Genomic DNA, 19,656 nt, shown 5'->3' with positions numbered 1-19,656 from the left:
GTCAATCCAGGCGGACTTCACCAGGCATCCTTCGTGAAGGACGCCGCCGCTTTCATTACGATTTCAAGCGCCCGCTTGAGTCGCCCGCCCTCGGCTTGCAGCCGCGGCAGTTTCCTCTCTTCGGGCGTCATCCTCCGGTTGCCCACCCCGTTGGGCGCCCCCTTCGCCGCTGCCTTCCCCCCATGACGCAGGGTCTGCTCGACCAGCCCCCATTCCTTGGCCACCCCTCCCGGCGAGTCTGCATTCCGTTGTTTCCCCGACTATGCGCCCCGACACTCCTCGCAGGTTTCACTTTCGCCCCCGGCCGCCTAAGCGTATGATGTACAAAATACTGCACATCCTGTGCAGCCGAGGAGGCAACCATGGGAATTGCTGCAAGCGACGTTATCCCCCTCTCGCACGCCCGCGCCAACTTCTCTGAGCTGGCCGAAGAGGTCAAAGGCGGTGCCGAGAAAATCATCACCAAGAATGGGGAAAGCTATATCGCCCTGATCGATGCGCAACGGCTGGACTACTACCACCAGTTGGAGCGCGAGCGTATCCACTTGCTGCTGATCGACGAGACTGGCAAAGGCCTCGATGATGTGGCTGCCGGCAAGGTCAAAGATGCCCGCAGCGCCATCACCGCCCTGAAACGCAAGCGTAGCGCCTGACGGTTCAGGTGCTGCGCGTGGCGAAAAAGCCCGTCGTCAAATTCACTGCCAACTTCGAGCGCAATCTAGAAGAGATCAAGCGCTTCCTGACCGACACCGAAGCGCCCCAGGCCTACGATGGTCTGCTCGATGAACTGCTGGAAATGGTGATTCCCAACCTTGAACGCTTCCCCGATATGGGCAGGCCGTTCATGCTCCGGCAGCCGCGCTCCGTCGAGACTACCAATGCCTTGGCGACGCTACGCGCAAAGTTGTTAGCGCTGACCACGGATCCGGAGGCGCTGCGCGAATACGTGCTCAAGGATTACCTGCTGCTCTACGCGCAGATCGGCGGTGCGATTTATCTGCTGGCTATCCGGCATCAGCGGCAGTTGTCCTTCGATTTTGAAGGCTACTGGAATCAAGGTTGATCGCTCACTCCATGTTGATATCATTGCCCGCGAAAATATCGAAGAATATTGAAGTCCAAGCGCGTTGAAACCGCGCTTATCTTCAGAGTGTTACCAGGGGTCGCAATGGCACAGCAGGGGAGAAATGAATCACAAACGCGAATGGAGATCATCAATTCTCAGCTTGCTCGTGCGGGTTGGTCTAAGAATCGATGCAAATTCATTGAAGAATTTTTGCTCCAGAACGCCGAGCCACATCACGAAGTACATCGAATCTTGGCAGCGGCGTTGCAAGAATTGGCACGCATGTCTGCCTGGCATGCCGAACTCCAGAGTCTTTGAGGCGTAGTTTGCATATGAGCGACATAAAACTCTTCCGCTACTCGAATTCCAGTGCCTCTGAGCTGGCGGGTAAGTCAGCACCTATTGAAAAGACTCTCCAGAAGCTGATCGAATCTCAAATGGACACATTTCTCGGTGTCCGATTCCTCGCTTCCGAGTACAAAACCGGTGCCAAGCATCGGGGCCGAATTGACTCATTGGGGTTAGACGAGAACGGCTGTCCGGTCATCATTGAGTACAAGCGCCACAGCAACGAAAACGTCATCAACCAAGGATTGTTCTATCTGGACTGGCTTCTCGACCATAAAGCCGACTTTCGATTGCTGGTGATGGACAAGCTCGGCAAAGAGGAGGCGGACAAGATCGAATGGAGTGGTACGCGGCTTCTATGCATTGCAGCAGATTTCACCCGGTACGACGAACATGCCGTGGCACAGATCAATCGTAATATCGAGCTGATTCGTTACAAGCTCTTTGGCGATGACTTGCTCTTGCTTGAACTGGTGAACGGTATAAGTGCCGCGAGTATCCAGACCGTATACGAGAGCGATGTCCCTAGCAGTGATAAGCTGACCAAGGCCCCAGCTGCTTCGACTCTGGCCATGAAGACGCATGCGGATCAAATCGCAACCGCGTCGCCCGAACTATTGGCACTTTTCGAGCAGACGCGAAGTTTCGTTCTCGCCCAGGGGGACGACATCATCGAGAAGCCGCTGAAGCTTTACGTTGCTTTTCGCCGTCTAAAAAACTTCATCTGCATGTCCCTGATATCGAAGCACGATCCGCATATCTTCATGACGTTGAAGCTAGACCCGACGACAGTAGAACTGGAGCAAGGATTTTCCCGTGACGTAACCAATATCGGCCATTGGGGGACGGGTGACCTAGAGGTATGGCTGCGCAAGCTCTCTGACTTAGAAAAGGCCAAGGCGTTAATTGAACGTGCATACCAAGAAAACTGAAACAACCTGGCCCGGCGATGCGTAAAGCCAAAATTTTTTCACTGCTTGGCCCAGCCGCGGTACCCAGTTAGCATCACACTGCGGCGCATGGCACCGTAGTCGCGACGCGCCAGAAAACGCGCTGCTTCCAGCCGCTGATATCGAAAGCCATGACTCCCTGAGTTGTGGCTTTTTGCGTTTACTGACCCGGCAGTTTTTCGACAGTGCGGATCAACCAATCGGAGCCACTGCCATGTCAAACGAAATTCCAGATTCAGCCGCCACCTCGTTGTCGATGCCAACCCCGCACGAATCAGTCGGTCGCAAAGCAAAAACCGAGCCAGCTTTCAATCGCTGTTGACACGGGGATACCCCGCCGCCTCGGCACGTTCCGAGATAAACCCCGCGAGCGCCAAAATCGTTCACAGTTCGGCCGCCAGCCCATGATCCTTCGGCTTGGTACAGGCAATATGCACGACCCAAGCTTTGGCTTCATCCGTGATCTCTGGTTTCCAAGGACGAGGATAGGCATCCTTCAACCCAGCCTCCCCCCACCAAGGCCTAGGCCTTGTCGATGCATTGGTAGATCATCGGGCGTCCGACGCCATCACGCCGCATCACGTCACTGATCGACGCCCGTTGGCGTAACCCAGCAGCACCTTGGCGCGTTCCACCTCGCGTACCGACGCCGTCCTCGATCCCGCAAGTTTCGTCAGCATCGTTCGCTGATCTTCCGTCAACAAAACCGCCCGTTTCGTTCTTCCAGCCATGACCGTTCTACGTACTTGCATCGGCAGGATGGTCTGCTCTTCCTCAAAGGTTCAGGCCGCAGGGCAGAAACAGCGTCCCATCGCTGCTCGGCAAACCCCAGTGCGGTAGATACCTGACAGTGGTGAGATACAAACCGGCAGCAGCAAAGGTCGGTGCAGCCAGACGGCGATCTCCCCTCGCCAGCAACTCGGCGATCCATTCCGGCGGATGCTTGCCCTGACCTACTTCAACCAGACTGCCGACCAGGTTACGCACCATGTGGTGAAGGAAGGCGGAAGCCTCGAAATCAAAGACCAGCAAATCGTTGAAACGTCGTATATCGGCTCGGTGCATGATTTTCACCGGCGATTTGGCTTGGCATTCGGCCGCACGGAAAGCGGAAAAATCGCGCTCGCCGAGCAACTTCTCCGCCGCCGCCTGCATCTTCGCCAGGTTGAGCGGATGATGATACCAACCTACTCGGCCGTGCCAGGCACCAGTCCGATGTGGCCGGTTGATCAGCAGGTAGCGGTAATGTCGGGCATACGCCGAAGAGCGCGCATGAAAATCGCCAGCGACGGCCTGCGCCCAACGAACGGCCACCGCCGCCGGCAGGAACGTGTTGGCTCCGCGCACCCAGGCATACATTGATCGATCAAGATCGGTATCGAAATGCACCACCTGCCCGGTCGCATGCACACCTGCATCGGTACGCCCGGCGCAAACCACCTGTACCGGCATCATGGCAAACTGCTGCAAGGCATCCTGCAGGGCATCCTGAACAGTCCCCCCACCCGGCTGCTTCTGCCAGCCGCGAAAACCGCCACCGTCGTACTCGACTGCCAGAGCAATTCGCATTCCTCACGCCTGCCAATAGCAGACGAGCGTGAGGATCCCTGCAACGGCAACAATCATGATCCAGTAGTCCCGGCTGGAGAGTTGGCGGTCGGTGAGTTCGAATGCCTCGCAGTGACCCCCTGCCGGCAGTTCGAGCAGCTGGCGCCAGTCGCGTGGCCGCGGCATCGTCTCAAGATAGTGCAAAACCAACCACAGCCGAACAAGACCACGATCAGCATCAAGTCCGCAGCGACGAAGCGGCTCGAGCAGGCGATGTGTGGCAGTCAGCAGATCGGCGATGGGCATCCGCTCACGCAGCACCGCGACCGCCATCAACACCAGCAGCAAACGTCCGACATGCGTCGAGGCATCCACCAGCCCCTCGTGACTGGGTGCCATCGCGCCGGTCCATGCGGGGTCGCCAGCACTGCCCCAGGCAAGGATGACAAACACTGACAGCAACAGCCAGCGCGCACCCCGAATGAGTTGCCCGCAATGTCGCAGAGCCCGTCCTCCGAAGAGCGGCAAGATCAGCAGGGCAGCCATCAGCAGGTAGCCATCGAGACCTTGAATGGCCACCAAAACCAGGAGCCAGACGACCAGACAGGTGCTTGGATGCACGGCAGCTTCCGACCTTTCGTGTCAGGGGAACAACTGATTGTCCTGAGGATACCTACGACCGGACGCCCGCTAAGCGGTCTCGGATAAGTTCTCCGACAATCACAGGGTTGAATTTCTCCTCGGATCGCTGCTGGAATGTCGGAAGACTTTTCTAGGACCACTTAACAACCCAAAATTCTATCGGAATGGCGGCCTGCCCCCGCGCAAATCTTCAGCCGTCCGAGACACATAAAGAGCCTAGCAGCCTGTCGGACTTTCCGAAAAGATACTTCCGATGGAAAAACATATACTTGTAATAGACAGGCGATCCTCGCGGCGCTCCCAAATATGCCAAACGTAAATTTTGGGGCTATTTGCGCCGAAAGTTCTTGCTCAGAACACTTCTAACCGCCCAGATCGTTCACAATAAGTGCTAACAATCAATGGCTTTCTTATGGCATATATAGGATTCCTAAGTCCGACAGGCTGCTAGGTTTTTTTGGGATGTTAAACACCGGCTATGGAGGTGATTGGTTACGATGGGGTCGCCGGAACTCAACGAGCAGTAATTTTCAAATCTGCAAAGAGTCCCACATGATCTGAGAGATATCCATAGAAGTACCTATTTTCTGCTGCTACCGGCGAGGCAAGAAACATCCCTTCTGTCTCAACCGTCATGTCAAAGGAGCGGCTGCCTCTGACGAAGAGATGGTCCAAACGCATCTCGCGCCCACAATCGAACGATGGACTACGATGAGTCGCAAAGGTCTTGCGAGAACTACCATGTCCGGCGCCATCCGCAAAAACAGCGCGAAGCCCCAGGTTCCGGGCCCAGGCCTGCAGTTCTGGCGTCATCCCGTCGATGTTAAAATCGCCGCCAACTACTAGCGGGACATCGTCATTGCGTGACTCAATGAGCCTGGCCAAGTATTGCAACTGCGTTCGCCGCACCGCATCCTGTGAAGACGTCGTTGCCCGGTATTGGGTAATCATCCGCCCAATCGCCGGGGGTTCCAAGTGAAAGGTCAAGAGACGCAACGGCAGACCCTGCAACTCAATCGTAGCCATAACGTACGCCCGGCCAAAGAGTCCCATTGGAAGCGGTCCAAAATCGACCTGGCGGAGTTGCCAGCGCGATGCAATGCCCTCGCCGTTCTTGCTTGGTCCACGCTGATCGGCGTAGATAAAGTATGAGTTGTCCCCATATATCTTGCTCATTCGCCACGGACGCTCGCACTCGTGCCAAACCTGATCTCCCTTTGCATAAACGGTCTTGATTTCCTGGAGCAAGGCCACGTCAATCCCCGCATCCTCACAATGCAAAGTAATCTCGGCCTTACGTTCGTCGAGATCTGATTGGCATTCATCCATCGAGTATCCAAGGACATTGTATGTAAGGACTCTGGCCTTTGCTGTATCCATCGTACTTGTTAACCTTTACGAAATACTAGAAGACTAAGTGCGCGCTCGTTGCGCAGAATGCCGTCGTGCGTACACAGCCGTGCACGATTGGCCGCGCTTTCAATCTGCGCCGACAACCACTCCTCACCGTTCAACTGACGGAGCAGTTGGAAAGTAGAAAATGGCCGAGAATAGAGCATTTCGCAAAAATCTCGCACAGTAATACTGTCATCGAAATGAATTCGCTCGCTAACTACTGGACTCCAACCGCCAAATGCAAGCGCTTGAGAGATCTCATCGAAATCGAAATACCTTGCACGGTCCGCGTCCGCGTACCCTTCGACAAACTGGTCAAACAGGCTTTGCCCAATATCGGGCTTCAGGAACGTGATTATGACCACCGCCGATTCATCAGCACAAACCCGGCTAGTTTGTAAAGCCACTTCTCGAAGCTGTTCGCGTGTGAAGAGATGAACCGCAAATGAACACAGCACCGCCCCCACTGTATCAGCCCTCAATGGAATATTAGTTGCGTCGCCGACCAGTACAGCTCGTGACATAGGATGAAGTGTGCGCGCAAGGCGAGCCTGGTGAACTGAAACATCCATCAAGATGGCTATTCGCCTCGGGTTCAGTTCACAAAGCCGCGCGGAGAGCCAACCGCCTCCACAGCAAGTTTCCAGGAATGGCCTTTTATCCGACAGGATTGCATCTATGCGCTTGGCAATATCGTATTGAGTCTGAGGCGTGATCGCTCCATTTGTCAGCGTGCTCTTATTAAAGTCGCTACGTTCGAAAAATTCTCTAGTGACACTATCCATCGGTAGCGTGAATTTTCGCCAGTAGGCTGGATGTCGATATTCTGCCGTCATCCAGGAAGACGACCACTTCCGTTCTTGGCCCGAGATATTCCAATTCCATATTCCTGGTTTTGTCAAGGAAAAGCTTTTCCGGCTCCCCAAGAACTGTATTACCGACCGCAGTATCGCCGCCTTTCACGTAATACCGTGGTGCCGTCGCCTCGAGAATTAGACCAAGGTCCGCGGAGGATGCGACTATCACCCGCTGCACTGTCGGAAGCAGTGCAAGCTGAAGTGATCGGTGCGACTCGTCCTGGATGGGCCGCTTGTCACCCTTCCGTGCGCGCACGCTGTGATCTGATTCCACCACAACCACCACGGCTCCTCCTCCGGCCCCCTTCCGCAACCTATCGCAGTAGGTCATGAGAGAGATATGGCCGGAGTGCAGGATGTCAAAAGATCCCTTAGTTAGTACGGTCACGGACTCACCGAGCCTAGAAAAGTCGCTCCAAGTGGTGATTTTGCGTTTGGCCAGATCAACCTCATCCCTTGCGTATGCTGCTGTTGCCTTCATCGTTGTCGAAAATCTTTGATCGCACTGTAGTCGTGGTCCATCTTTCAGCACCGGTGTATGGTTTAAGGGGATTAGCAGCTTCCCACGAGACAAGTTTTCTGGTGATGTAGTCCAACGCATAACTGGTCGCTTCTTGACCCCACTCCGCCCATCGTTCTGGGGGCGCGTTCATTGCGTCGTCGCGACCACCGCATTGACAAATGTTGCGGATGATGCTGGCGGCGTAAACATCGCCGGGGCCGTTCAAATTGTTAGCCGTAGCACTTACATTACGTGTCTGGATTATCTGTGCTTCTGGGCGATTGTGAGAAAACACTGCTGAACCCATGTTGCCTAGCTTTAGGAAAAAAACACGGGCCCCCAAATCAAGGATAGAGGCGCCGAGCCTTTGAAGGCTTAACTTCCCCTCGCCAATCAGAGCTGCAGCCTCATCTTGTGTGCCAAACACAACATCCGCTTTGCCAACAGCAGCCTGATTAGCAGTGCCGTATACTAGGACTTTGGACAAGTCCATTGAGATCGTAAGGTGCGGATACGTCGATTTCATTTTTTTGACGGAATCCGCAAAAGCCTGTGGCTCGAGTCCGTGTAGCAGGTTTACTCCTCCGAAATGCACATGCTTTGTGGACGGCGCCTTGAGAAACTTGACAACCTTCTCTTGGCAAAAAATCGTGCTGTCCAAAAGGCAATCGGCTCCGACAGTGTACAGGTATCGCGCCCCACCATCGGGATCTAGCGCGACGAGACAAAATGATGTTTGTTTCCCTTCCGAGACTACGAAATGAGTCCGTACCCCAAGTCCCTCGATTTCATCTCTCAGGGCAGACCCCAGGACATCCTTTCCGATTGCCGACACAACGACGGCCGGGCAGTGAAGCTGGTGCAATGCAATGGCTGTGTTGACGGCAGAGCCACCAGGAACGTTCTTTGCGAAGCTAATCTCCTCGGCACGATGCTTTGGGGGCAGCTCCACTAACGGCTTAATAACAATATCCATTAGTGTGCGACCAAACGTAACGACCTTTGGGGTTTCCATTTTTGACTAACCCAACAGAGAGCTTTTATTACCGAAGCGATCGAGCAGCTCGGCAATCACCTCATCGCTTAACTCTTCACACACGGAAAGTAAGGTTGACAATGTGCTAAGTCGCCCCCCTAACCGCTGGTGTGTGATCTCATCAATTATCTCTTTCTTGTAAAACAAGTCGTGCGAATAGTAGTCCCAAGCCTTAGTGAGATGAGTCTTGACTTGGATCTCGCCACTTAGTACGCCAACGCGGATCTTGATATTTTGCCCTCGGTAGCCTGAGGATTTGGCGCCTGTTGCGTCAGGCGTTTCGGGTGCTAGCGATGTTCTTGTCCGTGCGGCCTCAGAAATTAATTTCGCAAAATCCTCAACGAACCGGCCGCACGGCAATCTCACTTCCAGGCCAACAATGTCGCGGACAGTTTGCGTGACAATGCTATCCGCCTGCGATATGTCGTCGCTTCTCACATAATTCCAGAAAACTTCGTTCGCGTCGCTAAATTTCTCCTCGAGCTTGCGTGCAAGCGATGTGGAACTCTTAATGCCACCCGGCCGCCCCTGTATCGTGATTGAATTATCTAGCCAGATTCCCAGTGGAGGGTTGGAGTACTTCTTTTCCAACTGTTGTACGAAATCGCGTTTTGCGCTTTCCGCTATGTCGATCAGTGACCCATTCACCTGTTCGTAGGCTCCTCGTTGGCGCTCGATGAAACCCTGCGCGTATTTCTGCGTATCCATTAATCGTTCTCAGTAAGTTCTCCGAACTTCAGAAGGCTCCGGGCCTCGGCAAACCAGGCACGGAAGCACGGAGAATTTTTTTGATGTCCGCTTACTCGCGTATCCCGCCAAGGAGACTCAGCGCCACTTCCCGCTGTGCCGCATCGCCCTCATTGACGACTTCCTGCAAGAGTTCACGCGCCCCTTCCAGGTCGCCCATTTCCTGATAGGCTTTGGCAAGGTCGATCTTGGTAGCCACCTCTTCGCTGGAGGTGATGTCGGGAGCCATCGTCATATCGACCAGCGAACCAAATGGCGAGTCTACCCCGGTATCGGTCACTTCCATCGAAAAACCAGGATTGACCAGGGTATCCTCCTCCTCCTCAAAGGAGGAATCGCTTGCACCGCTGCCGACCGTCGTGGGAGCCTCCCTGGCTGCATCGTCGCTGGCCAGATCAAGGTTGATCGCCGACATGTCAAATGCCGCACGCTGCATGGCGTCACCGAGGACGGTAGAATCCGTCAGCGCGATGTCGAACTCCAGCGCTTCGGTACCCGCTGATCCGATGTCGAGGATCTGTTCCGGCTGGGCTTGCGCCAGCGTCCGTTCATCTGCGGTCGCTTCCTCAGACAGATCGGCTCCCAGATCAAACTCGAAATCAAGGCCGGCACCCGGCTGCGATTCTGAAGCCACCAGCATGGTGACCTCCAGCGAACTGGCGTCATCCACCAGTTGCACCTCGTGCATGTCTTCCTCCGGAGGCAGCTGAGCATTCGGCAGGGAAGCAGCCAGATCAAAATCGAGTGTGTCTCCTTTGGCAGGATTCGGGTAGGCGAGCGTGGCTTCAAGGTAGGCATCGTCAGCGACGTCGGGCGTCGCTACACGGGGTTCGTTGTGTCCGAGGTCGAAATCCAGATCCGCGAGAGCGACCGGCTCTGGCCTTACCTCCTGCGCCTCATCTGCCAAGGCCGCTTCCTCCCGCCCTGCGATTACGCCCGCGGCAGCAGCCATCGCCTGGCTCAGCTCCGGCTTGGTCAGTGTGTTCTGGAAGGTTTCCTGGGCAACGAAGACGGCAGTTGCAGGATCGGCAGGACGAACTTCAGTCTGTCCGGGCGCGCCATAGAGCGGATTCCCGGGATCAAGCTGGAGACCCATCGCCACTGCTTTCTCCCAATCCGCACCGACCCCGCCGGTGGCGTTGAACAGTTCAGTGGCGAGCACACCAAAGGGTCCGGGATCCTTGCGGCCCGCATAGATCTCAAGCAGCTTCAGATGGATGGCGTAGCGTCTGGGATCCTTCTGTTTTGCCTCGAGAAGAATCTCCTCGGCTTGGGCGTCACGGCCGTACGCCATGTAAACATCAGCTTCAGCAACCGGATCAACTTCATCGGTATCAATGCTGCCCGGACCGGCCTGGCTGAAATCAGTTTGCGGTGCCGAATGGGTAGTATCAACAGTCTGTCCGCCGGTAGTGTGGAATACCGACTTTGGTACGACGCTGTTTTGCACGGGCGCCAGGGTACTGCTGTCATCAGGCGGCATCCCGCCGTCACCGGCGCGACGACGTTTAGCGAGCCAGTAAGCGGCGAGCAGCGCGATGAGGGCACCCCCTGCTGCCAGGAAGGCTGTACTGTTGAGCAACCATTCAATAAAACCGGGCTCCTCTGGTGGCGGCGGAACGGGCCTGGCTTTCGGTACCTCGACCGGCTTGGGCGGTGCCGCGACCGGAGGCACTTCTGCCTTGGCGGCTTCCGGCATGGGCGTGACGACCTCGGGCTTGGCCACGGTTTCCGCTGGTTTCACCTCTACCGGCGATTCCATGGGCTTCGCGGGAAGCGCAGGAGTGGCTGCCGGCGCTGGTTCCACTCTGGCTGCTGGAGCTGGAGGCGCAGCCACCGGAGTCGGCAGTGGCGCGGACGGGGTGGCGGTTTCCGCCTTCTTCACTTCGGCTGCTGGCACGGCCTTGGCGGCAGACTGTCGCTCCAGATCCGCCAGGTTCTGGCTCTTCAGCTCCACCAGCCGCTGCAATTCCGCAACATTCCTTTCCAGGCTTGCCAAGCGTTCGTTGGCATCCTTGAGCGCCTTTTCCTTGGCAATCAGATCCTCGTCTGTACGCTTGGAGGCAGACAAGGGTTTGGTACCGGGAAGATCGGTTTTGGATACTTTCAGTTGATCCTTGGGTTCGGCAGCAAGTCCCGCACGGTCCTCAACCCTGGTGGTGATTCTGCCGGCTGCTTGCCTGGCTCCTTCTTCCCTGCCAGGGGCATCCGCGGCAACAGTGGCAAGTCTCCGACGATAAGCCTCCCAGTTCGACGATTGTGCAATAATGGTCTTGGCCTCGCCCCTCGGAATGGCTTCCAGAGTTGCTTTGTCCGGTATCGAAAGAATCTTGCCCGCCTTCAGACGGTTGATGTCGCCACCGTCGAACGCATTCTGATTGGCTTGGAAGAGCCCGAGCAGCATCTGGTCCAGAGAAACGCCCTCAGGCCGGAGATCACTCGCGATCCTGCTCAGCGTTTCCCCGCGCTTGACTTCGTAGGTGGTGCCGTCCGCAGGCAGCTGCGCCGGCTCGCCGGTCCGCAACCTGGAGGGCGCGCTCCTCGACCGCTCCTCCAGCGCCCGTGTTTCCACCGGCGGCCTGGCCTCCGCAAGCGGCCTGACGATTGCCGGTGCCACAGCAGCAGCCTTGGCAGCGAACTCGGGCGGATCGAGCAGAAAGGTGTACTCGCGAATCAGGCGACCGGTTGGCCAGTTGAGTTCAAGCAGCAAATCAACGAAGGGTTCGTTGATCGGCCGGGTTGACGTCAATCTGATGATCGGCTGGCCGTTCGGGCGCTTGTCGAGGCTCAGAGTCACTCCGGACAAAGCCGGAGCATACTCCACGCCCGCTTGTTTGAAGGCCTCCTGAGAAGCGAGTTGTGCCTTCATTCCCGAGAGTTCCTCGCGGGTTGCGAAGACCTCCATCTCGGCACGTAACGGCTGGCCGAGAGCGGAGAATACGGTGATCTTGCCAAGCCCGGCAGCTTCACTGGCCAATGGAAAAGCCGCCAGCGCCAGGGACGATGCGACTGCCCATGCCGAGGCTTTTAGTCGGAAATTAGCGGTTGTGTCATTCATTTTCTTGGCCACGGCGCATCCCTGAGCGTCCACATCGACAATTAAAATAACATCATGAACTTAGCCATGCAAGCTAAACATTCTTCTGTTTCAAAAGCCTCGACAAAGCGAAAAACCGGGTTCCAGTACCCGGTCATGCAATCAGTCATCGATCAAAATACGGAGCATTCGGCGAAGCGGCTCGGCCGCACCCCAGAGCAACTGGTCCCCCACCGTGAAAGCGCCAAGATATTCCGGCCCCATTGCCAGCTTGTGCAAACGCCCCACCGGGATGGTCAGGGTTCCGGTGACCGCGGCCGGCGTCAGCTCCCGCTCGGTAATCTCGCGTTCATTGGGAACCACTTTCACCCATGGATTGGCCTGTGCAATGATCTCGCTCAGCTCAGTCAACGGCACATCGCGCTTGAGCTTGATGGTCAAACCCTGCGCATGACAACGCATCGCGCCGATACGCACGCACAGACCATCGACCGGAATGCTGCCCGGAGTGCGAAAGGCCGGACGACCGAGGATCTTGTTGCATTCGGCCCCCCCCTTCCACTCCTCCTTCGACTGACCGCCCTCGACCGGCACATCGATCCACGGTATCAGGCTGCCGGCCAGAGCAGTATTGCGGAAGTTCCGGGTCGGGAAATCCGGCGAGCGCATGCTCTGTGCAACCTTGCGATCAATCTCGAGAATCGCCGAAGCCGGATCGGCCAGTTCTGCCCGTACTGCGTCATGCAGCGCACCCATCTGTTCCAGCAGTTCGCGCATGTTCTGTGCCCCGGCCCCGGACGCTGCCTGATAGGTCATGGCGCTGACCCATTCCACGAGATCCTGCCGTAACAGGCCACCAATGCCCATCAGCATCAGCGAAACCGTGCAGTTGCCGCCGATCCAGTTACGACCGCCCCTGGCCAGTGCGTTCTTGATCACGTCGAGGTTCACCGGGTCGAGAATGATCACCGCGTCGTCGTGCATGCGCAGGGTGGACGCCGCATCGATCCAGTGACCCTGCCAGCCGGTGGCACGCAGCCGAGGGAAAATTTCCTTGGTGTAGTCGCCCCCCTGACAGGTGATGATCAGGTCCATCCGGCTCAGAGCCTCGATTGACATCGCGTCCTGCAAGATTCCGGCATCCTTGCCGGCCAGCACGGGTGCCTTGCTTCCGACTGATGAAGTCGAGAAATAGAGCGGATCGACCTGTTCGAAATCACCCTCTTCAAGCATCCGCTGCATCAGGACCGATCCCACCATGCCGCGCCATCCCACCAGGCCAAGCTTCCTCATTCGTGCGTTCCTCCAATCAACTCATCCATTCAAAGCGCCGCCAGCACGGCATCGCCCATGGCGCGTGTACCGACCTTCTGCATCCCTGGCTCGTGTATGTCAGCCGTCCGGTAACCCTGCGCAAGCACTTTCCTGACCGCATTTTCAATACGCAAGGCCGCTGACTCCTGCGCAAAGGTGTAACGCAACATCATGGCTGCCGAGAGAATCGTCGCCAGGGGATTGGCCAGACCGCGACCGGCGATATCCGGAGCCGAACCGTGACAAGGCTCGTACAAGCCCTTGTTGTTCGCATCCAGTGAAGCCGACGGCAGCATGCCGATCGAACCGGTGAGCATCGCTGCTTCATCGGACAGGATATCGCCGAACAGGTTACCCGTAACCAGCACGTCGAACTGTAAAGGTTTACGCACCAGTTGCATCGCCGCATTGTCGACCAGCATGTGGCTGAGTTCGACATCAGGATACTCGGCCGCTGTTTCACTGGCCACGTCACGCCAAAGCTGGGTGGTCTCGAGCACGTTCATCTTGTCGACCGAGCACAGCTTCCGGTTGCGCTTGCGTGCTGCCTCGAAAGCAATTCGTACGATGCGGCGAATCTCGCTTTCGCTGTAATGCATGGTGTTGAATGCGAAACGTTCCTGCCGACCATCCAGTACACGCCTATCGATGCCGCGCGGTTGCCCGAAATAAATGTCGCCCGTCAACTCACGAACGATCAGGATGTCCAGGCCGGCCACCACCTCGGGTTTGAGTGACGAAGCATTGGCCAGTTCCGGATAAAGGACGGCCGGGCGCAGATTGGCAAAAAGGCCCAGTTGCTGGCGAATGCCGAGCAGACCTCGCTCCGGACGTTGCGCGCGCGGCAGGCTGTCCCATTGCGGGCCACCGACGGCGCCGAGCAACACCGCGTCGGCCTGCTGAGCCAGCGCTTGCGTCGCCTGCGGGTAGGGTTCACCGGTCGTATCAACAGCGCATCCGCCGAGCAGTCCTTCCTCCATCTCGCAACCAAGTTCGAGCGCCTGCAGAACACGCACCGCTTCGGCGATGATTTCCGGGCCGATCCCGTCTCCGGGAAGAACACAAATCTTCATTTCCGATTCCTCAGGCGAACAACCAGGGCTGCTCGATACGTCGTTGATCTTCAAAAGCCCTGATCAGATCGGCATGGCGCAAAGTCAGCCCGATATCATCCCAGCCGTTAAGCAGGCATTCACGCCGGAAAGAGTCCACGGCAAACGGCAGCAGCTTGCCATCCGGACGACGCACCTGTTGCTGCTCGAGATCAACCCGCAGCCGACAGCCCGGATTGGCCTCGACCAGCACAAACAGGGCATCGATTTCGGCGGCCGGCAACACGATCGGCAGAATACCGTTCTTGAAGCAGTTGTTGTAAAAGATGTCGGCAAAGCTCTCGCCAATCAGCGCGCGAAAGCCGAAGTCGAGCAACGCCCAGGGCGCATGTTCTCGCGAACTGCCGCAACCGAAGTTCTGGCGCGTCAGCAGGATTTGCGCCCCCTGATAGCGGGGCTGATTGAGAACGAAATCCGGGTTGGGCAACCGCACCGAGTCTTCCTTGCCAGGCTCGCCGACATCGAGATAACGCCATTCGTCGAACAGATTCGGGCCAAAACCCGAACGTTTGATCGACTTCAAAAACTGCTTGGGAATAATGGCGTCGGTGTCGACATTGGCCCGATCGAGGGGCGCCACCAATCCTTCGAGGCAAACGAACTTGTTCATGCTCCTCCTTGTCAGAGCGCCCTACCTGGCAGCCCGTTCGATGGCCTGGCCGCCTTTTTCAATATCTCTGCCCAGCCCTTGTATCGTGTTGCAGGCCAACAGCGAGTTCAGTGAAACGATCACCAGCAGCCTCCAGGTCAGACTGTTCATATCGTCTACTCGCCACCCAGTAGATCGCCAACATCACAGAAATGTCCGGCGATGGCCGCGGCAGCGGCCATTTCCGGACTCACCAGATGGGTTCGCCCGCCCGCTCCCTGGCGCCCTTCGAAGTTTCGGTTCGAGGTCGATGCACAACGTTCACCCGCCTCGAGGCGGTCGGCATTCATCGCCAGACACATCGAACAGCCGGGCTCTCGCCACTCGAAACCGGCAGCGAGAAAAATCTCGTCCAAACCTTCTTGCTCCGCCTGCTGTTTGACCAGTCCCGAACCCGGAACCACCAGAGCCAGCCGGATGTTGCTGGCAATGGTTCGGCCCTGAACCACCGCAGCGGCAGCCCGCAAGTCCTCGATACGAGAATTGGTACACGAACCGATGAAGATTTTGTCGAGTCTGATCTCCCTGATTGGCTGCCTGGGGCGCAAGCCCATGTAGCGCAACGCCCGTTCCATGCCTTCACGCCTGACGGGATCTGCTTCATTGGCCGGATCCGGCACGCAGTCATCAACCGGCACCACCATTTCCGGCGAAGTCCCCCAGGTCACCTGCGGCCGAATACCCGTGGCCGCAATCTCGATAACTCGATCAAAGCGAGCGTCGGCATCGCTGTGCAGGCCGCGCCAAATGGCGACGGCCTGTTCCCACTGCGCTCCCTTTGGCGCAAAGGGACGCCCACGCAGATAATGGATGGTGACCTCGTCGACCGCCACCAGACCCAGGCGTGCGCCGGCTTCGATGGCCATGTTGCAAAGCGTCATCCGGCCTTCCATCGACAAGCTGCGGATCGTGCTCCCGGCAAACTCGATGGCATAACCGGTACCACCAGCAGTACCGATCTGACCAATGATTGCCAGCGCCACGTCTTTCGCTGTCACCCCCTTGGCGAGCCTCCCGTCCACCTGCACGAGCATGGTTTTCGACGGCTTCTGGAGCAGGCACTGTGTGGCCAACACATGTTCGACCTCGGAGGTGCCAATGCCGTGCGCCATGCACGCGAATGCGCCATGCGTGCTGGTGTGCGAGTCGCCGCAAACGACCGTCATGCCCGGCAAGGTCGCACCACTTTCCGGGCCGATGACATGAACGATTCCCTGGCGCGGATCCTTGAACGGGAAATAGGCGAGCGCACCGACTGCCCGAATGTTGGCGTCCAGCGTTTCGACCTGCAGGCGCGAGACGGGATCCTCGATGCCCCGATCCCAGTGATCGGTTGGCGTGTTGTGATCGGCAGTGGCGACGATCGAAGAAGTTCGCCAGGGCTTGCGGCCAGCCAGCTGAAGGCCCTCAAAGGCCTGTGGGCTGGTCACTTCGTGCACCAGATGGCGATCGATATAGATCAGCGCGGTCCCGTCGGCTTCCTGATGGACGACGTGGTCCTGCCAAAGTTTTTCGTACAAGGTCTGCGGCATTGATGGATCATCCGATGAAGTTCGGCCCGCATCGGCAGGCAAGTGCAGGGATTATGTCACACCGCTGTCGCCGCTGTCAGCCACCAGGTCAGGGACTGCCGCCTCTCTTCCACTTTGATCCAATCAATCAAGGCCCCTGATCAAGACCCTCGGGCGTTGAAGCCCTGAGGCCGGCAGCGTCCATTCGCCCAAAAAAAGACCCCGCCTGAGCGGGGTCTTTTCGATGACCGAAGCGATCAAGATTTTTTCCTGCGCTGCCACAGCCCCATTCCGAGCAAGCCCAGCGCCAGGAGAGAGAGCGACCCCGGTTCGGGAAGGTCCACGAACGCCAGGGTATGCAGATCACCCAAGCCGGTGCTGAGGGTTCCTTGCAGGCCGCCGCCTCCCACCAGGTCCAGGACATCGATGACCCCGGACCCTGCCACCCCATAGTAGAAGTTGTCATCGGGGTTGAAATCACCGTGGTGAGCAGTCAAACCAGTTGACCCCTGGAAAGTTGCCAAACCCGTCGCCGTATTCATCGTGTAATACGAACCGTCGAAGTTGTGCATGTAAAGGGTGTCGCTATTGTCGAAAGCCAAGCCATGGAGACCTGTACCCACCCCGGATTCGCCCACCACGGTCGCCTTGCCGGTCACCTTGTCGATGGACATCAGGTCATCCGAGGACGGATCGCACCAACCGAACAAAGATCCGCCTGAACTGGCAGCCAACAGCACATTGCGGCTAGAACAGCCACTCGCCGGGCTGTCGAAACTCCCGGCCACGAGCGAACCTGCTCCGGTCGCCGTATCGATTTTGAGCAAGCCGACGTCATTCCTGGCCGATCCGTACAGGGTGTTGGTGCTTGCATCCCAAGTCAGGCCGTTGACGCTGAAGCCGACCGAGCCGATGGTGGTCACCGCGCCCGTGACAGGATCAATTTTCACCAGCGTGCTGATCGCACTGCCCACGCCGGTGGTTCCGTAGAGGATTGCAGAATTCGCTGGAGCGCTGGCCCAGGCAATGGCCAGTCCAGCGAGAAGTACGCAAGTCTTTGTCGTCTTTTGCATCATCATTGTCTCCTTATCACCGGATCAAAAAATCGGTTCCCCCGATGCCAGCGAGCAAGCAATTTCTGGACCATATCTCTGAAAACAAAATATAGTCCAATTAATTAAGTAGATTGAGCAACTCCCGGTGAAGACCGGCCAGGTTCTGCGGTCTCAAGGTGTAAAAAAATCCGACACTCCGATAACCTGGCTTGCCAGACCGCGTTCGGTTCATCCGGCGGTCCTCGCCTTCCCGGCAGATAGCGCCAGCGCCTGGCACAGCGGCACATCGAGCATCTGGCTGTGAACGGAATCGGTCAGCTTGCCGACCGACTTCATCGACACTCTCTGAGGAATCCTGCTTCGCGACCTGCAAAATCATGGCCCCGAGATGTGTTGGGAGGTACCGACAGACGCCCCTCCCCCTCGCGGGGGCAATCACCAATATCAACCCTTTTCCATCGAACAATGGACTTCGACGAACACGTTTATTCGCACCCCCTTCACCCTGGGGTGGCGACGACAGGGCGCTGCTTGGGCTATGATCCTGATCATTTCCTATTCCGCCCCTGTGTTGATGAGCCCTTATGCCCTGAAACCCCACTTCCTGGCCTTGCTCATTGATCAAGACCCTCTGGCGTTGAAGCCCTGAGGCCGGCGTGCGTGCGCCCAAAAAAGACCCCGCTTCAGCGGGGTCTTTTTGATGACCGAAGCGATCAAGACTTCCTGCGCTGCCTTAGACCCATGCCGAGCAAGCCCAGCGCCTGCAGAGAGCGACCCCGGTTCGGGAAGGTCCACGAACGCCTGGGTATGCAGATCACTCAAGCCCGTGTTGAGGGTGCGTTGCAGGCCGCCCCCACCCACCAGGTTCAGGACATCGATGAACCAACCACCCGTACTACAGCACCCATCCACCCCATAAGTAGTAAGCGCTTCCGGATAATTCATCCGACTTATGCGGGTATACTTGCCACCCAACCTCCAGGCACCCAACCTCCCGGAAGCCTCGCCCTGTCCCGCAAAGCCAAGACGCTGACGCTCACCGACGAGGAACGCGGCCAACTCACGCAGATAGAGGAGCGCAGCAGCGACTGGCGCGAACGTCGGCGAGCACAGACCGTACTTCTCCTCGATCAGGGACTGTCGATCGACGCTGTCGTGACCCAGCAAAAGATCCACCAGGAAACCGTGGCCTGCCACAGGGACGCGTGGCTGGTTCGAGGCTTCGCCGGACTGCGCGACCTGCCGCGCAGTGGCGCCCCGCGCAAACTGTCGGAAGCTCACAAGCAGGTGCTCTGCGCCTGGGTACAGGGCGAAGCCTATACGGCCCCTCAGTTGAGAAGCCGCCTGTCAGAGGAACAGGGTGTACAGGTGTCGGTGTGGCTGGTGCAGAGCGCCTTGAAAGAGAAGGGTTACGTTTGGAAAAGGAGCCGGCACAGCCTAAAAATACGAGACGAAGCCACATTTCGGGAGGTTCAGGCGGAAATCGAGGAATGGGTTGAAAAATCCAAGCTTGGTGAAAGGGCGCTGGCCTACCTGGATGAAGCGGGCTTTGCGCAGGCGCAGCCCAACCGGAGCGCCTGGACAGAAAAAGGAAAGGTTCATCTCATGCCGGCCGAGCGCGGAAAGCGCCTGAATGTGCTGGCCGCGTTGATCTCGAGGGGGGAGTTGTTCACGGCCAAGTTCTGGGAGACCACGACCGCGGCGCTCCTTGGAGGTTTCCTGGGCCTCCTTCTGGAAAGCGTCGGCAGACCACTGACGGTGATTCTCGACAATGCTTCCATCCACAAAGCGAAGGAAATCCAGCCCGTGCTGGCTTTCCTGAAGCAGAAGGGACTCACGCTTCACTTTCTGCCACCTGACAGCCCGGAACTGAACCGCGTTGAGAAG

At 57.4% G+C, this 19,656-nt stretch carries 19 protein-coding genes; 4 read left to right on the top strand and 15 right to left on the bottom strand.

Annotated elements, in window-relative coordinates:
* Positions 1 to 17 precede the first annotated feature (17 nt).
* Complete coding sequence (locus tag AW06_RS08795; RefSeq protein WP_273704539.1) at positions 18 to 224, bottom strand: hypothetical protein; 207 nt, start codon at positions 222 to 224, stop codon at positions 18 to 20.
* A 138-nt stretch (positions 225 to 362) separates the two neighbouring features.
* Here AW06_RS08795 and AW06_RS08790 point away from each other — a divergent pair, with 138 nt between their 5' ends.
* From AW06_RS08790 to AW06_RS08775, 3 genes are all read left to right on the top strand, one after another.
* Positions 363 to 653, top strand: a complete 291-nt coding sequence (locus AW06_RS08790) for a type II toxin-antitoxin system Phd/YefM family antitoxin (protein ID WP_034948835.1) — start codon at positions 363 to 365, stop codon at positions 651 to 653.
* A 17-nt stretch (positions 654 to 670) separates the two neighbouring features.
* Positions 671 to 1,063 carry a type II toxin-antitoxin system RelE/ParE family toxin gene (locus tag AW06_RS08785; RefSeq protein WP_034948840.1) on the top strand — a complete coding sequence of 131 codons (393 nt, stop codon included), beginning with the start codon at positions 671 to 673 and terminating at the stop codon, positions 1,061 to 1,063.
* A 335-nt stretch (positions 1,064 to 1,398) separates the two neighbouring features.
* A complete protein-coding gene (locus AW06_RS08775) occupies positions 1,399 to 2,346 on the top strand; it encodes a DUF5655 domain-containing protein (RefSeq protein ID WP_034948833.1) in 948 nt (315 codons plus the stop codon).
* 792 nt (positions 2,347 to 3,138) lie between these two features.
* On the opposite strand, the gene truA is transcribed toward AW06_RS08775, so the two are convergent.
* The 14 genes from truA to AW06_RS08705 all read right to left on the bottom strand — a co-directional run bounded on the left by truA (position 3,139) and on the right by AW06_RS08705 (position 17,688).
* Positions 3,139 to 3,933 (bottom strand): tRNA pseudouridine(38-40) synthase TruA, encoded by a 795-nt coding sequence (truA, locus tag AW06_RS08765; protein ID WP_034948831.1) that lies wholly within the window; start codon positions 3,931 to 3,933, stop codon positions 3,139 to 3,141.
* A gap of 3 nt (positions 3,934 to 3,936) precedes the next feature.
* The gene (locus AW06_RS08760) at positions 3,937 to 4,533 is read right to left on the bottom strand and encodes a hypothetical protein (RefSeq protein ID WP_034948829.1); all 597 of its coding nucleotides are present in this window, start codon (positions 4,531 to 4,533) and stop codon (positions 3,937 to 3,939) included.
* 534 nt (positions 4,534 to 5,067) lie between these two features.
* Positions 5,068 to 5,934 (bottom strand): endonuclease/exonuclease/phosphatase family protein, encoded by an 867-nt coding sequence (locus AW06_RS08755; protein ID WP_273704538.1) that lies wholly within the window; start codon positions 5,932 to 5,934, stop codon positions 5,068 to 5,070.
* Positions 5,935 to 5,942: 8 nt separating this feature from the next.
* Positions 5,943 to 6,734 (bottom strand): class I SAM-dependent methyltransferase, encoded by a 792-nt coding sequence (locus AW06_RS20250; RefSeq protein WP_273704537.1) that lies wholly within the window; start codon positions 6,732 to 6,734, stop codon positions 5,943 to 5,945.
* On the bottom strand, positions 6,727 to 7,287 hold the full coding sequence (locus tag AW06_RS20245) for a hypothetical protein (protein WP_273704536.1): 561 nt from the start codon (positions 7,285 to 7,287) through the stop codon (positions 6,727 to 6,729). The genes AW06_RS20250 and AW06_RS20245 overlap by 8 nt, the downstream gene beginning before the upstream one ends.
* Positions 7,256 to 8,323 (bottom strand): carbohydrate kinase family protein, encoded by a 1,068-nt coding sequence (locus tag AW06_RS08740; protein ID WP_273704535.1) that lies wholly within the window; start codon positions 8,321 to 8,323, stop codon positions 7,256 to 7,258. Before AW06_RS08740 ends, AW06_RS20245 begins: the two co-directional genes overlap by 32 nt.
* 6 nt (positions 8,324 to 8,329) lie before the next feature.
* Entirely contained in the window at positions 8,330 to 9,052 is a 723-nt protein-coding gene (locus AW06_RS08735) for a hypothetical protein (RefSeq protein WP_034948819.1), read from the bottom strand.
* A 91-nt stretch (positions 9,053 to 9,143) separates the two neighbouring features.
* Entirely contained in the window at positions 9,144 to 12,149 is a 3,006-nt protein-coding gene (locus AW06_RS08730; protein ID WP_273704534.1) for a FimV/HubP family polar landmark protein, read from the bottom strand.
* A gap of 141 nt (positions 12,150 to 12,290) precedes the next feature.
* Complete coding sequence (gene asd, locus AW06_RS08725) at positions 12,291 to 13,421, bottom strand: aspartate-semialdehyde dehydrogenase (protein WP_034948816.1); 1,131 nt, start codon at positions 13,419 to 13,421, stop codon at positions 12,291 to 12,293.
* A gap of 29 nt (positions 13,422 to 13,450) precedes the next feature.
* Positions 13,451 to 14,515, bottom strand: coding sequence for a 3-isopropylmalate dehydrogenase (gene leuB, locus AW06_RS08720; RefSeq protein ID WP_034948814.1), 1,065 nt, complete (start codon positions 14,513 to 14,515; stop codon positions 13,451 to 13,453).
* 10 nt (positions 14,516 to 14,525) lie between these two features.
* Positions 14,526 to 15,164, bottom strand: coding sequence for a 3-isopropylmalate dehydratase small subunit (gene leuD / locus AW06_RS08715; RefSeq protein ID WP_034948812.1), 639 nt, complete (start codon positions 15,162 to 15,164; stop codon positions 14,526 to 14,528).
* A 21-nt stretch (positions 15,165 to 15,185) separates the two neighbouring features.
* Positions 15,186 to 15,314 (bottom strand): entericidin A/B family lipoprotein, encoded by a 129-nt coding sequence (locus AW06_RS20240; protein ID WP_138678706.1) that lies wholly within the window; start codon positions 15,312 to 15,314, stop codon positions 15,186 to 15,188.
* Positions 15,315 to 15,319: 5 nt separating this feature from the next.
* Positions 15,320 to 16,735, bottom strand: a complete 1,416-nt coding sequence (leuC, locus tag AW06_RS08710; RefSeq protein WP_034948809.1) for a 3-isopropylmalate dehydratase large subunit — start codon at positions 16,733 to 16,735, stop codon at positions 15,320 to 15,322.
* Positions 16,736 to 16,971: 236 nt separating this feature from the next.
* Complete coding sequence (locus AW06_RS08705; protein WP_273704533.1) at positions 16,972 to 17,688, bottom strand: PEP-CTERM sorting domain-containing protein; 717 nt, start codon at positions 17,686 to 17,688, stop codon at positions 16,972 to 16,974.
* 888 nt (positions 17,689 to 18,576) lie between these two features.
* On the opposite strand from AW06_RS08705, the gene AW06_RS08695 reads away from it, so the two are divergent.
* Positions 18,577 to 19,656 (top strand): IS630 family transposase (locus AW06_RS08695; protein ID WP_273704532.1); only part of this gene is annotated, 1,080 nt, incomplete at its 3' end.

The sequence above is a fragment of the Candidatus Accumulibacter cognatus genome (assembly GCF_000584975.1).
GTDB classification, from domain to species: Bacteria; Pseudomonadota; Gammaproteobacteria; order Burkholderiales; family Rhodocyclaceae; genus Accumulibacter; species Accumulibacter cognatus.
This window is presented reverse-complemented; position numbering and strand designations above follow the sequence as displayed.

What these genes read in the sequence shown, in the direction of transcription:
- AW06_RS20240 (WP_138678706.1), bottom strand. Translation starts at nt 15,314, where the DNA reads ATGAACAGTCTGACCTGGAGGCTGCTGGTGATCGTTTCACTGAACTCG.
- AW06_RS08730 (WP_273704534.1), bottom strand. Translation starts at nt 12,149, where the DNA reads ATGAATGACACAACCGCTAATTTCCGACTAAAAGCCTCGGCATGGGCA.
- AW06_RS08740 (WP_273704535.1), bottom strand. Translation starts at nt 8,323, where the DNA reads ATGGAAACCCCAAAGGTCGTTACGTTTGGTCGCACACTAATGGATATT.
- asd (WP_034948816.1), bottom strand. Translation starts at nt 13,421, where the DNA reads ATGAGGAAGCTTGGCCTGGTGGGATGGCGCGGCATGGTGGGATCGGTC.
- AW06_RS20245 (WP_273704536.1), bottom strand. Translation starts at nt 7,287, where the DNA reads ATGAAGGCAACAGCAGCATACGCAAGGGATGAGGTTGATCTGGCCAAA.
- AW06_RS08790 (WP_034948835.1), top strand. Translation starts at nt 363, where the DNA reads ATGGGAATTGCTGCAAGCGACGTTATCCCCCTCTCGCACGCCCGCGCC.
- truA (WP_034948831.1), bottom strand. Translation starts at nt 3,933, where the DNA reads ATGCGAATTGCTCTGGCAGTCGAGTACGACGGTGGCGGTTTTCGCGGC.
- leuC (WP_034948809.1), bottom strand. Translation starts at nt 16,735, where the DNA reads ATGCCGCAGACCTTGTACGAAAAACTTTGGCAGGACCACGTCGTCCAT.
- leuD (WP_034948812.1), bottom strand. Translation starts at nt 15,164, where the DNA reads ATGAACAAGTTCGTTTGCCTCGAAGGATTGGTGGCGCCCCTCGATCGG.
- AW06_RS20250 (WP_273704537.1), bottom strand. Translation starts at nt 6,734, where the DNA reads ATGGATAGTGTCACTAGAGAATTTTTCGAACGTAGCGACTTTAATAAG.
- AW06_RS08735 (WP_034948819.1), bottom strand. Translation starts at nt 9,052, where the DNA reads ATGGATACGCAGAAATACGCGCAGGGTTTCATCGAGCGCCAACGAGGA.
- leuB (WP_034948814.1), bottom strand. Translation starts at nt 14,515, where the DNA reads ATGAAGATTTGTGTTCTTCCCGGAGACGGGATCGGCCCGGAAATCATC.
- AW06_RS08775 (WP_034948833.1), top strand. Translation starts at nt 1,399, where the DNA reads ATGAGCGACATAAAACTCTTCCGCTACTCGAATTCCAGTGCCTCTGAG.
- AW06_RS08755 (WP_273704538.1), bottom strand. Translation starts at nt 5,934, where the DNA reads ATGGATACAGCAAAGGCCAGAGTCCTTACATACAATGTCCTTGGATAC.